The sequence below is a fragment of the [Clostridium] symbiosum ATCC 14940 genome (genome assembly GCF_000466485.1).
GTDB classification, from domain to species: domain Bacteria; phylum Bacillota; class Clostridia; order Lachnospirales; family Lachnospiraceae; genus Otoolea; species Otoolea symbiosa.
Genome location: NZ_KE992864.1, coordinates 1 through 13,989, shown reverse-complemented (window position 1 = coordinate 13,989; position 13,989 = coordinate 1). Strand labels below are relative to the sequence as shown.

Annotated in this window: 8 protein-coding genes; 7 read left to right on the top strand and 1 reads right to left on the bottom strand. The window is 48.5% G+C overall.

The window, feature by feature from the left end; genetic code table 11:
* Positions 1–474 precede the first annotated feature (474 nt).
* The 3 genes from CLOSYM_RS07420 to CLOSYM_RS07410 all read left to right on the top strand — a co-directional run bounded on the left by CLOSYM_RS07420 (position 475) and on the right by CLOSYM_RS07410 (position 3,526).
* Entirely contained in the window at positions 475–1,776 is a 1,302-nt protein-coding gene (locus CLOSYM_RS07420; protein WP_009297525.1) for a Na+/H+ antiporter NhaC family protein, read from the top strand.
* A 141-nt stretch (positions 1,777–1,917) separates the two neighbouring features.
* On the top strand, positions 1,918–2,739 hold the full coding sequence (locus CLOSYM_RS07415; protein WP_021641623.1) for a carbon-nitrogen family hydrolase: 822 nt from the start codon (positions 1,918–1,920) through the stop codon (positions 2,737–2,739).
* Between the two features lie 7 nt (positions 2,740–2,746).
* Positions 2,747–3,526, top strand: a complete 780-nt coding sequence (locus CLOSYM_RS07410; protein ID WP_009297523.1) for a serine hydrolase — start codon at positions 2,747–2,749, stop codon at positions 3,524–3,526.
* On the opposite strand, the gene CLOSYM_RS24020 is transcribed toward CLOSYM_RS07410, so the two are convergent.
* Positions 3,506–3,685: a DUF6783 domain-containing protein gene (locus CLOSYM_RS24020; protein WP_416984810.1), complete on the bottom strand. Its 180-nt coding sequence runs from the start codon at positions 3,683–3,685 to the stop codon at positions 3,506–3,508. The two genes, CLOSYM_RS07410 and CLOSYM_RS24020, sit on opposite strands and share 21 nt — an antisense overlap.
* Before the next feature lie 50 nt (positions 3,686–3,735).
* Here CLOSYM_RS24020 and CLOSYM_RS07405 point away from each other — a divergent pair, with 50 nt between their 5' ends.
* The 4 genes from CLOSYM_RS07405 to rpoC all read left to right on the top strand — a co-directional run bounded on the left by CLOSYM_RS07405 (position 3,736) and on the right by rpoC (position 13,912).
* The gene (locus CLOSYM_RS07405; RefSeq protein WP_021641622.1) at positions 3,736–4,833 is read left to right on the top strand and encodes a mandelate racemase/muconate lactonizing enzyme family protein; all 1,098 of its coding nucleotides are present in this window, start codon (positions 3,736–3,738) and stop codon (positions 4,831–4,833) included.
* Complete coding sequence (locus tag CLOSYM_RS07400; protein WP_003497456.1) at positions 4,814–5,992, top strand: M20 metallopeptidase family protein; 1,179 nt, start codon at positions 4,814–4,816, stop codon at positions 5,990–5,992. The genes CLOSYM_RS07405 and CLOSYM_RS07400 overlap by 20 nt, the downstream gene beginning before the upstream one ends.
* Positions 5,993–6,373: 381 nt before the next feature.
* Positions 6,374–10,243: a DNA-directed RNA polymerase subunit beta gene (rpoB, locus tag CLOSYM_RS07395; RefSeq protein ID WP_021641620.1), complete on the top strand. Its 3,870-nt coding sequence runs from the start codon at positions 6,374–6,376 to the stop codon at positions 10,241–10,243.
* A gap of 21 nt (positions 10,244–10,264) precedes the next feature.
* Positions 10,265–13,912, top strand: coding sequence for a DNA-directed RNA polymerase subunit beta' (gene rpoC, locus CLOSYM_RS07390; RefSeq protein ID WP_021641619.1), 3,648 nt, complete (start codon positions 10,265–10,267; stop codon positions 13,910–13,912).
* Positions 13,913–13,989 lie beyond the last annotated feature (77 nt).

Sequence of the window (13,989 nt, the reverse complement as noted above, 5' to 3'; positions counted from 1 at the left end):
ATAGATTCTAAACAAAAAGGAAGGAACTTTTAAAGCGCTGCATGTTGGCCCATTCAGACATTCTTTAAGGAGCTCCCCCCTTCCTTTAGTATACGCTAAAATCCTGCAGATTGCAAGAAGCCGGGCGGTACTGTCTTAGAATTTCTTAGTGATAATCGTTACTGTTCACACCCCGCCAGGAAGCGGAGCGCGAACAGTAATTGGTAATAATCCCTGAAAAAGTTATAAATAAAACTGAATATGAACCAGCTTTACCACGGTAATACTGTGGAAAAAGAGTTACTATTCACGGCCCATTCCGCGAGGTGTTTTCGTACGTATTTTGCACAAAAATCCCGAGTTTCACGGCGCGAAACTGCGTTTTTTGCAGTTTCTGTGCATCGCGGAGTGTGTTACGGTTCACGGAACTGCGTTTTTCAGCAGGGCCGTGAATAGTAACGAAAAAGAGGCGGGGTAGTGAAAGGAGATGTTGTAATGATTTTGGGTTTACCGCCCATCTTGGGCTTTTTGCCTCTTGTTCTCTACATTATCTTAATGATGAAGGGAAAAGACATGAACCTGTCCGTCCTGATTTGCGTGATTTTAGGCGCTGTCATGACGGGAGAGAGTGTAAGCGGTTTTGGTACCGTTCTACAGAATTCTCTCAGTTCTTTCTTGTCGCTGATCGGCTTTATCATCGTTCTTGGCTCCGGTCTGGGAGAAGTCCTGACCAGGACGAAAGTCGCTCATAACATTGTGCATCTGGTAATAGGAAAAGCAAAGCTTAAATCAAAGAAACAGGCAATTTTTATTGCCATGTGCACATCGACCCTGCTGGTCTCCATGCTTGGAACACTGTCGGGTTCGAATGCAATTATTGCGCCGATTCTGATTCCGATTATGGCGAGTCTTGGGATTACGCCCAGCACACTGGGGGTAATCCTGCATGGCGCGGGGGCGGCCGGGCTTCAGATTGGTCCGTTTGTGCCTCCTGTAGCAACCGTCATGGGACTGACCGGGCTGAATTACAGCCAGTATATGAAAACGGCAGGACTGCCGTTAGGTCTTATCATATGGGTATGTACATTTTTTGTTGCCTGCCGGACACAGAAGCTTACGGAAGGAAAGGTGTCTTACAGCGGGGACGAAGCAGTTTCGGAAGATTTCCAGGTGACGCCGGAGATCAAACGGGCTACCTGGGCATTCGGAATCACGATGCTTGTCATGCTGGTTTACGGAGTAGCGGTTAAGGCCGGGGCATCTTATGCAATTGTGGTAATGCTGACGGCTTCCCTGGTCACGGCGTTTGCATCGGGGATGGGAATTGCAGAGGGGCTGACAACCCTCGTGCAGGGAGCTTCTAAAATGTTTTGGATGTTCTTTATGTTTATCCTGTTCGACCCGTTTCTCAACTATGTGGCGGCATCGGGAGCCTTTGATGCGATCGCCGGATATATGCAGCCTCTCATCGATGCGGGTGGCGTGGTGGCATTCCTGATGCTCAGCACCGCAATCGGCGTATTTGGAATATCGGGAGCCGGCGTTGCGCAGGCAAAAATGATCCACGATCTGTTTTTACCCCTGGTAGTACTTCTGTCTGTTAAAATGGATATCTGGGCTTTGGTGATTCTTGTGGGATGCCAGATCACATTCTTTGTCACGCCGACTGTGGATATGGTCGGCAATATGGGGCTGGCCAGGTCAAAGGATATCAAGGCAATGTTGAAAAACGGCTGGGTTATCACTATTGTTACTTTTGTCTATGTGCTGATTCGGGCTGTAATGTACGCGGGGTAAATCCCGTCAAAAGACACACGGAGAACTCTTTGGGGAGCGGAGCGGACTCCGTAATAAACCGGACGGCCATATGCAGAGAAGAATAGATAACAGTTCAGACGTCTGAATCGTTACAAGAATAGAAAGGAAAAGGTAAAATATATGGGAATTCATTTAGCATTGCTTCAAACAGACATTAAATTTTGTGATTTCGAATATAACGCCGCGCATGTCAAAGAAATGATCGCTGATGCGATGGAGAAAGTGCCGAGGCCCGATGTAATCGTGCTGCCGGAAGACTGGTCCTCCGGTTTTTCAGATGAGATGTTCCACCATATGGAAGAGCATATTGAACAGATAGACGGGCCGTCGGTTACCGTTTTGAGAGAATGTGCCAAACAGTATTCGGTGTGGATCGTCGCCGGTTCCGTGGGTATCCGATCAGAAGACGGGATGAGAAATACTACGTTTCTCATTAACCGGGAAGGGGAGATAGTCGGTGATTACAGCAAAATGCATCTGTACAGTGATATGGATGAGGATGTGCCATATCTTCACGGAACAAAAACGGAGGTTTACGATACGGAGCTGGGCCGTGTCGGTTTCATGATTTGCTATGATATCCGTTTCTGCGAATTATCACGCATTTACGCGCTAAGGGGAGCGGAGCTGCTCATCGTCACTTCGAATTTTCCAAATCCCCGCGTAAGTCACTGGAGGACGCTGCTGATTGCCAGGGCGATCGAAAACCAGATGTTTGTTGCAGCCTGCAACCGTGTCGGGGAAAGTCCCATGGGAACTTACTGCGGCCATTCCATCATCATCGATCCATGGGGGAATGTTATCGCTGAGGGAAACGATGAGGAAGGAATCATAACAGGTTCCATTGAGCTCTCGGAAGTAAAGGAGATAAGGAATATGATTCATATGTTCCGGGACCGCAGACCGGAAAGCTACGGTGAGCTTGCCGCCGGAAAGAGGTGATACGGGGGTGGATACGGATAAGCTTAAGTTGAATGTTTTAAATCTCTGTTCAAGGATAGAGGGGAAAAAGGCGATCGTAATCGAGGATTTAAAGACAGGCGAGGCAGTAGAAATCAACCGTGATGAGGTGTTTCCCGCCGCAAGCCTGATCAAGGTTCCGGTTTTGTCAGCGCTTTTTCGAATGGCAAAAGAAAATCAGATTGCCCTGGATGAGAGAATAGAGCTGGAAAAAGACAGCCGCATAGGCGGATTTGGAATCCTCAAAGATTTGGGAGACGGGCTTAATCCTGCTGTGCGCGATTTGGCGGTTCTGATGATCACGCTCAGCGACAACATAGCCGCCAACCTATTAATCGATAGAATCGGGATGTCTCAGATCAATTCTGAACTTCAGGCCATGGGAATGAAGCATACGGTCCTGCAGCGGAAAATGATGGATTCACAGGCAAAGGAGAGAGGGCTTGACAATTATACAAGCGCCGGAGACATGCAGAAGCTTATGAAGGCAATCTTAGAAAGCAGCTTCAGGGGAGATATTCTCGATATCCTTTTCCGGCAGCAGTGCAATAATAAGCTGCCCGCCCTGATGGAGGGAGGCGTGCGATTCGCGCATAAGACGGGGGATTTGCCGGGGGTCGAACACGATGCCGGAATTATATGCACCGATGACAGGGAGATAATAGCAATTGTACTTACCGATGAGCTTGCCGATAACCGGGAAGGAATCTGGCTGAACCAGGAGATTGGAAAATTAATAAACAGTGAATTAATCAGAGAAATGCAGTAAAGGTTTAGAGCCTGTTTGAAAATTCATTCCCATCATCTGCACGCCCCACTTCGCGGCATATTTGGCCCAAATTCGCTTACCGTAGCCCACTACGCCGCGCTCATTCGGGCCAAATCTCCCACAAAGTGTGACGCACAGCTGACAGAAAGCAATTTTCAAACACGCTCTAGAAAAGCAATAAATCCAGAAAACAATTTAAGGAGTAAATAATGAACAGAGGAATTATAAAAAATGTGGAGGTAAAGGTACTGGAACTGCCTTTAAAAAAACAGTGGAAAATATCTCTGTATGAGCAGACAACAAGAGCCCATGCCGTCGTCAGGATTACAACGGAGGATGGAATTGTTGGGTTTGGCGAGGCTGCTCCGTCTCCGGCATTTATGGGAGAAACGGGATATACGATGGAGGTCGCCGTCAACCGGTATCTGAAAGACGCCGTGATTGGAATGGACGTATTTTCCACGGATTTAATACACGAAAAAATGAACTCTGCCATTTACGGCAACTATGCGGCAAAGTCGGCGATAGACATGGCATTATACGACATCATGGGAAAGATAACGGAACTTCCCGCATACCGGCTCTTGGGAGGACTGTACAGGGAAAAAGCCGCCCTGAGCTGGGTAGTCGGGATGCAGGATTTGGATGCCTCGATTGAGGAGGCGAGGGAAAAGCTGAAGGAGGGCTACCGTGTATTAAAGGTGAAGGTTGGAAAATCACCGGAAGTGGATTATCGTCTGGTAAAGCGCATCCGCGATGAGCTGGGAGACGGTTTCCCGCTGCGCCTGGATGCGAATCAGGGATATAATTACAGTACAGCGCTCGGTATCTTCCGAAGACTGGAAGAATTCGGCCTGGAAAGCATAGAGCAGCCGGTCAAACGGTGGGATATCCAGGGCATGAGAATGCTGCGTGAACGCCTGAAAACCCCGATTATGGCAGATGAGTCGGTCTCTGATTTCCATTCGGCAGGCGTGGTAATCCGTGAACAGGCCTGCGACAGCGTAAATATCAAAGTAGGCAAGGTGGGAGGACTGACGATGGCAAAGAAGATTGCGGCGTGTCTGGAAGCAGAAGGTCTTTTGGCGACGGCCGGAAGTAATCTGGAGGTGGGAATCGGCTCCGCCGCCAGTATACATTTTGTGGCAAGTACGGTAAACGCAGATATTCCCAATGATATGCTGCTGGGAGGGCCGCTGCATCAGCATGATATTATTATAGAAGATTTTAAGGTAAAGGACGGTTATGTGGAAGTCCCCCAGAAGCCAGGCCTGGGAATTGAAGTAGATGAGAGCATCTTTAAGTAATCCGAAGATCAGGGAAACCTTGCGGGAACTATTGCCGAAGGTCAGAAAACTGCGGCGTGAGATTCATGCAAATCCGGAACAGGGCTACGGGGAGACGGCTACTACCTCCCGGATTAAACAGTTTCTGGAAGAATATGGGGTTCCATTCTGTAATTTTGGGCATATGACTGGCGGATATGCATGGATCGATTGCGGAAAGGAACATACGGCCGGATTCCGTGCGGATATCGATGCCCTGCCGATTGAAGAAAAAAATGAGATAGACTTTAAATCTGTCAATACGGGCGTCATGCATGCATGCGGCCATGACATGCACGCGTCTGTGGCGGCGGGGCTTGCCGTGATTTTATGGAAGTTCAGGCAGCTGCTCAGGGTAAATATTCTGATTGTCTTCCAGCCGGCGGAGGAATGCAACCCGACGGGGGGAGCAAAAGCCGTTATCGGCCAGGGGCTGTTTGAGCAGTTTGGCGTGGAGGAATTTTATGGATTACATATGTGGCCGGAGCTTAAAGTCGGAGAAATCGCAGTAAAGCCGGGACCGATCATGGCGTCGTCGGATAAGCTGCTGATCCGGGTGACAGGCAAGAAAGCCCATGCGGCAGAACCACAGAAAGGGGTGGATGCCATATCCATTGCGGCGGAGATTATTAATGCGGTGGAACATAAAATAAGGAGGGAAATCAGCCCTTTTGAGACCGTACTGATATCGATCGGCTCCATCCGGACCTCAGGCCGGTACAACATCATATGTGATCAGGTTCTGATAGAAGGAACGATAAGGAGCATGAATCCTGATATCCGTCAATTTGTCCATAAAAGAATAAAGGAACTGGCCGGAAATATCGCGGCCGCATACAGGGGAACAACCGGCGTTACTATCGAAGACGGTTATGCGGTGGTAGATAACAACCGAAGAATTACGGAAAAATTTATAAATGCGGCCGGCCGGATTCTGGGCGCTGAGTCGGTCCATACGGATATATCCCCGAGTCTGATTGGGGAGGACTTCTCATTTTACAGCCAAAAACTGCCGTCGATGTATTTTTTCATGGGCTGTGAAAGTGAATATCCCCTGCATAACGAAAAATTCCTCCCAAAGGAAAGTACATTGGACGAAGCCATTACATTGATGGCGGGCTATTTCACAGAATTTGTGTAAGACTAGAGTGTGTCTTAAAATTCATTCGGAGCGGAATTAAATCCGGTGATGTTCATCCGGCTTTAATTCCGCTCAGTTTCCTATAGACATCAAATCTATAAAATCATGTATCAAATTTCCAACAAATATACTCAAACAGCTTCATCAGATTCCATTGGGACGGAGGAGAAGATATAGTCTGCGGATGCCTTTGGAATCCATCGCTGTTTAGCGGGGTTATTAAAAAACGGCATAAATATAGGAAAACAGGGCAAAAATTTCCTTGACACACAAATTTATTCATGATAAGATGAAAAATGCACTATTGTGGTAACATAGGCCCATAAGGCCGAAGTATGCCCAAAATTAAACCATAGAAAGAAAACAGGGGTGAAACGTCGAATGGAGAAAAGCAGGATGCGTCCGGTGAAAGCCGGTAAAGGTGTAAGAATGACCTTCTCAAGACAAAAAGAAGTTCTGGAAATGCCGAACTTGATTGAGATTCAGAAAAACTCTTATCAGTGGTTCCTCGATGAGGGACTTCGTGAAGTGTTTGCTGACATCTCCCCGATTGCAGATTTTGCAGGGCACTTGAGTTTGGACTTTGTAGATTTTACACTGTGTAAAGATGACATCAAATATACGATCGAAGAGTGTAAGGAACGTGATGCTACTTATGCCGCTCCTTTAAAAGTAAAGGTTAGACTTTGCAATAAGGATAAAGACGAGATTAATGAACATGAGATTTTCATGGGCGATCTGCCGCTTATGACTGACACCGGTTCCTTTGTAATTAATGGCGCTGAGCGTGTAATCGTCAGCCAGTTAGTACGTTCCCCTGGTATCTATTACGGAATAGCACATGACAAGATTGGTACGGAGTTGTACAGCTGTACGGTTATCCCGAACCGCGGAGCCTGGCTGGAGTACGAGACGGATTCCAACGACATCTTCTATGTCCGCGTGGACAGAACAAGAAAAGTTCCCGTAACCGTACTGATCCGTGCATTAGGTTATGGCACCAATGCAGAGATTATCGAACTTTTCGGTGAAGAGCTGAAGCTGGAGAAGAGCTTTGAGAAAGATCCTTCCAGCAATTACCAGGATGGCCTTCTGGAATTATATAAGAAGATTCGTCCGGGTGAGCCTCTTTCCGTTGACAGTGCAGAGAGCTTATTGAACAGCATGTTCTTCGACCCCAGAAGATATGATCTTGCAAAGGTAGGCCGTTATAAATTTAATAAGAAACTTCATTTTAAAAACCGTATCGCGGGACATACGCTGGCTGAGGATGTCGTTGACATGTCAACCGGTGAAATTCTTGCGGAAAAAGGTACGGAGGTTGATAAACAGCTTGCAACCGATATCCAGAACGCAGCCATCCCATACGTATGGATTCAGGGTGAGAGAAAGAACCATAAGGTTCTGTCCAACATGATGGTAGACCTTGCTTCCTATGTGGATTTCGATCCGGAGGAAGTCGGTGTTACAGAGTTAGTATACTACCCGGTGCTTGAAGGTATTCTGGCAGAAGCTGGATCAGATGAAGAATTAAAGGAAGTCATCAAGAGAGATATCCATGATCTGATTCCAAAACATATTACGAAGGAAGATATTATCGCTTCCATCAACTACAATATGCATCTTGAGGGCGGAATCGGAACACAGGATGATATCGACCATCTGGGCAACAGACGTATCCGCGCCGTCGGAGAGCTTTTACAGAACCAGTACCGTATCGGTCTGTCCAGGATGGAGCGTGTGGTTCGTGAGAGAATGACTACTCAGGATATGGAAGGTGTATCTGCCCAGTCCTTAATCAATATCAAGCCTGTGACGGCAGCCGTAAAGGAGTTCTTCGGAAGCTCCCAGCTGTCCCAGTTTATGGATCAGAATAACCCTCTGGCAGAGCTGACGCATAAGAGACGTCTTTCCGCTCTTGGACCTGGCGGTCTTTCCAGAGACCGTGCCGGATTCGAGGTACGAGATGTTCACTATACACATTACGGCCGTATGTGCCCGATCGAGACTCCCGAGGGTCCGAACATCGGTCTTATCAACTCCCTTGCAACCTATGCAAGAGTAAACCAGTACGGCTTTGTGGAAGCGCCGTACCGCGTGGTAGATAAATCCGACCCGCACAACCCGGTCGTTACAGAAGAGGTTGTATATCTGACGGCTGATGAAGAGGATAACTTCGTTGTAGCACAGGCGAATGAGCCGTTGGACGATGAAGGCCACTTCATTCACAATAATGTTTCCGGACGTTTCCGCGAAGAGACATCTGAGTTCCAGAAGAAGAGAATCGATCTGATGGACGTTTCTCCTAAGATGGTGTTCTCTGTAGCTACGTCCATGATTCCTTTCCTGGAGAACGACGATGCCAACCGTGCGCTGATGGGTTCCAACATGCAGCGTCAGGCCGTTCCGCTTCTGAAGACAGAGGCAGCAGTCGTTGGTACGGGTATCGAAGGAAAAGCAGCGGTTGACTCCGGTGTCTGCATGGTTGCAAAGAATGCAGGCGTAGTTGAGCGCTCCGCATCCAACGAGATCATTATCAAAAGAGATTCCGATGGAAACAGAGATGTTTACCATCTTACCAAATTTAAGAGAAGCAACCAGAGCAACTGCTATAACCAGAAACCGATTGTCTACAAAGGCGATCACGTGGAGGCCCGCGAAGTTATCGCAGACGGTCCGTCCACGGATAACGGTGAGATCGCCCTGGGTAAGAACCCGTTAATCGGATTCATGACCTGGGAAGGTTATAACTACGAGGATGCCGTTCTTCTGAGCGAGAGACTGGTGCAGGAAGATGTATATACTTCCGTTCATATTGAAGAATATGAAGCAGAAGCGCGCGATACGAAGCTGGGACCGGAAGAGATTACAAGAGATGTTCCGGGTGTCGGTGAAGATGCGCTGAAGGATCTGGATGAGAGAGGTATTATCCGAATCGGAGCCGAGGTACGTGCCGGAGATATTCTGGTGGGCAAGGTTACTCCTAAGGGAGAGACAGAGCTGACCGCAGAGGAGAGACTGCTGCGCGCCATCTTCGGTGAGAAGGCGAGAGAGGTACGTGATACTTCCTTAAAGGTTCCGCACGGAGCTTACGGTATCATCGTGGATGCAAAAGTATTCACAAGAGAGAACGGCGACGAGCTTTCACCGGGCGTGAATGAGACGGTCCGCATTTACATCGCACAGAAACGTAAGATTTCCGTAGGTGACAAGATGGCCGGCCGTCACGGTAACAAGGGTGTTGTTTCCCGCGTGCTTCCTGTAGAGGATATGCCGTTTTTACCAAACGGACGTCCGTTAGATATTGTACTCAACCCTCTGGGCGTGCCTTCCCGTATGAATATCGGACAGGTTCTGGAAATCCATTTAAGCCTTGCTGCAAGAGCGCTTGGATTCAATGTTTCCACACCGATTTTCGACGGAGCAAACGAGATTGATATTCAGGATACCCTGGAACTGGCAAACGATTATGTCAACACCTCCTGGGAAGAATTTGAAGAAAAATATAAAGATAAAGCAGATCCGAAGCTGATGGAATATCTGGGAAGCCATCTGGAGCACAGAGCGCTCTGGAAAGGCGTACCGCTTGGACGCGACGGTAAAGTCCGCCTGCGCGACGGCCGTACCGGAGAATATTTTGACAGCCCTGTAACCATCGGACACATGCACTACCTGAAGCTCCATCATCTGGTAGATGATAAGATCCATGCGCGTTCCACAGGACCATACTCCCTTGTTACACAGCAGCCTCTGGGTGGTAAAGCTCAGTTCGGCGGCCAGCGTTTCGGCGAGATGGAGGTTTGGGCACTCGAGGCGTACGGCGCATCTTATACACTTCAGGAAATCCTGACAGTGAAATCCGATGATGTTGTAGGACGTGTGAAGACTTACGAGGCCATTATCAAGGGAGAGAATATCCCTGAGCCGGGTATTCCGGAGTCCTTTAAGGTACTTCTTAAAGAGCTTCAGTCTCTTGGTCTTGATGTCAGAGTCCTGAAGGAGGACGGTTCCGAGGTGGAACTGGCTGAAACAATCGACTATGGCGACACAGATATCCGCTCGATCCTTGAAAGCGACAGCAAACATTACTCCCAGAACGAGTCCTTTGGAAGCTTAGGCTACCAGGAACAGGAATTCAAGGACGGAGAATTAGCAACTGTAGAAGAGACAGATGACAGCGACGACTTTGCAGATATTCAGGATGATTTAGAGGAAATTCAGGACGACGATTATTCTGACGATGAAGATTAATGATAGAAGGGAGTACTGTTCATGCCAGAGACAAACGAAACTTATCAGCCATTGACATTTGACGCAATCAAGATTGGTTTGGCCTCCCCTGAGAAGATCCTTGAGTGGTCCCACGGCGAGGTGAAAAAGCCGGAGACCATCAACTACAGAACCTTAAAGCCGGAGAAAGACGGTCTGTTCTGTGAGAAGATCTTCGGGCCGAGCAAGGATTGGGAGTGCCATTGTGGTAAATATAAAAAAATCAGATATAAAGGTGTAATCTGTGACCGATGCGGCGTAGAAGTAACGAAAGCTAGTGTCCGCAGGGAGCGCGTGGGCCATATTGCCCTCGCGGCGCCTGTTTCCCATATCTGGTACTTCAAGGGAATCCCCAGCCGTATGGGACTGATTCTCGATATATCTCCGAGAACACTGGAAAAGGTTCTGTACTTTGCTTCTTATATCGTACTGGATCCGGGCAAAACAAGCCTTCAGTACAAACAGGTATTATCCGAGAAGGAGTACCGCGATGAGCTGGAGAAATACGGCTACGGCAACTTCCGTGTAGGAATGGGAGCCGAGGCCATTCAGGAACTTTTACAGGCCATTAATCTGGAAAAGGATTCTGAGGATTTGAGAAAACAGCTCAAAGATGCCACAGGCCAGAAGCGCGCCCGTATCATCAAGAGGCTGGAAGTGGTCGAGGCCTTCAGAAATTCCGGCAACAAACCGGAGTGGATGATTATGACCGTAGTTCCGGTAATTCCTCCGGATATCCGTCCTATGGTACAGCTGGACGGCGGCCGTTTTGCAACATCTGACTTAAACGACTTATATAGAAGAATTATCAACCGTAACAACCGTCTTGCCCGTCTTCTGGAACTGGGCGCTCCCGACATCATTGTCAGGAACGAGAAACGTATGCTCCAGGAGGCTGTCGACGCACTCATCGACAACGGCAGACGAGGCAGGCCTGTGACAGGACCTGGAAACAGAGCTTTAAAATCCCTCTCCGATATGTTAAAGGGTAAACAGGGCCGTTTCCGCCAGAACCTTCTGGGTAAACGAGTTGACTATTCGGGACGTTCCGTTATCGTAGTTGGACCGGAACTGAAGATTTACCAGTGCGGCCTTCCGAAGGAGATGGCGATTGAGCTGTTCAAGCCTTTTGTTATGAAAGAGCTTGTCTCCAACGGAACCGCACACAATATCAAGAACGCGAAGAAGATGGTAGAGCGTCTCCAGCCGGAAGTTTGGGATGTGCTGGAGGATGTTATTAAAGAGCATCCGGTTATGTTAAACCGCGCGCCTACTCTGCACAGACTTGGTATCCAGGCCTTTGAGCCGATTCTGGTAGAAGGTAAGGCAATCAAGCTTCATCCCCTTGTTTGTACTGCGTTCAACGCCGACTTTGACGGTGACCAGATGGCTGTTCATCTGCCGCTGTCCGTAGAGGCCCAGGCAGAGTGCCGTTTCCTTTTACTGTCTCCGAACAACCTGTTAAAACCGTCCGACGGCGGTCCTGTAGCCGTTCCTTCACAGGATATGGTACTCGGTATCTACTATCTGACACAGGAGAGACCGGGAGCAAAGGGCGAAGGCATGGCCTTCAAGAGTGTTAACGAGGCAATTCTCGCTTATGAGAACGGCGAAGTTACCCTTCACTCAAAAGTAAAGGTGAGAGTGCAGAAGAGAATGCCTGACGGTACGGTTAAGACCGGCATCATCGAGTCCACCGTAGGCCGCTTCATTTTCAATGAGATTATTCCGCAGGATCTCGGTTTTGTGGACAGAAGCATTGAAGAGAATGAATTAAAGCTGGAAGTAGACTTCCACGTAGGCAAGAAGCAGTTAAAACAGATCCTTGAGAAAGTTATCAATATTCACGGCGCAACACAGACTGCCGTGACACTTGACGATATTAAGGCAATTGGTTACAAATACTCCACAAGGGCGGCCATGACCGTATCAATTTCCGATATGACCGTGCCTGAGAGCAAAAAGCAGCTGATTGAAGATGCACAGTCTACCGTTGACCAGATTGCCAAGAACTTCCGCCGTGGTCTCATCACAGAGGAGGAGCGTTACAAAGAGGTTATCGAGACATGGAAGGCTACCGATGATCAGCTGACTCATGACCTGTTAACCGGACTTGACAAGTATAATAACATCTATATGATGGCTGACTCCGGAGCCCGTGGTTCCGATAAACAGATTAAACAGCTGGCAGGTATGCGTGGACTTATGGCAGATACAACAGGCCATACCATCGAACTTCCTATCAAGTCCAACTTCCGTGAAGGCCTTGACGTACTGGAGTACTTCATCTCTGCCCACGGAGCGCGTAAAGGTCTGTCTGATACGGCGCTTCGTACGGCCGACTCAGGTTACCTGACAAGACGTCTTGTTGACGTTTCCCAGGATCTGATCGTACGTGAAGAGGACTGCTGTGAAGGAAGAGAAATCCCATTCATGGAGATTAAAGGCTTCATGGACGGCCAGGAGACAATTGAGGCCCTGGAAGAGCGAATCACAGGCCGTTTTATCGCCGAGACGATCACAGATCCTGATACAGGGGAAGTCATTGTCAAGGCAAACCATATGTGTACGCCGAAGCGTGCGGCTGCCGTTATGGCAGTGCTTAGGAAACAGGGCAGGGACAGCGTGAAAATCCGTACCGTCTTAACCTGTAAATCCCATATCGGTGTGTGTGCGAAGTGCTACGGCGCCAACATGGCGACCGGCCAGCCGGTTCAGGTTGGCGAGGCGGTTGGTATTATCGCTGCCCAGTCCATCGGTGAGCCTGGTACACAGCTTACAATGCGTACGTTCCATACGGGCGGCGTTGCCGGCGGCGATATCACACAGGGTCTTCCCCGTGTCGAGGAGCTTTTCGAGGCGCGTAAGCCGAAGGGACTCACAATTATTGCAGAGTTCGGCGGAATTGCGACGATCAAGGATACAAAGAAGAAACGTGAGATTATTATCACGGACAATGAGACTGGTAATTCCAAGACTTACCTGATTCCTTACGGTTCCAGAATCAAGATTCAGGACGGTTCCTTACTTGAGGCCGGTGACGAGCTGACCGAAGGTAGCGTGAATCCGCATGACATTCTGAAGATTAAGGGGGTCCGCGCCGTTCAGGACTACATGATTCAGGAGGTTCAGCGAGTTTACCGCCTTCAGGGTGTAGAAATCAACGATAAGCATATCGAGATGATTGTGCGCCAGATGCTGAAGAAGATTAAGATAGAGGAGAGCGGAGATTCCGATGTGCTTCCGGGAACCTCCATGGACGTTCTGGATTACAACGATATGAACGAGGCTCTGCTTGCAGAAGGCAAAGAACCGGCAATCGGCCGTCAGGTTATGCTCGGTATCACAAAAGCTTCTCTGGCTACAGATTCCTTCTTATCGGCCGCTTCCTTCCAGGAGACGACAAAAGTTCTTACAGAGGCCGCTATCAACGGTAAAGTGGATCATCTGATTGGACTGAAGGAGAACGTTATTATCGGTAAACTGATTCCGGCCGGTACTGGTATGAAGAGATACCGTTCCATCAAGCTGAATACCGATATGGAAGAAGAGGATGAGATTATGCTGGCTGACGACGATGATATCGATCTGGATATTCTTGATGAGGCAGACAGAATTGTCCTGAATGAAGATGAATTAAGCGAAGAGTAAAATAAGAGGCAGGCTCGGATGGAAAATCCGGGCCTGTTTTAGTGTGGAGATTTAGTTAAGCAGGTGAGGACGCCGCC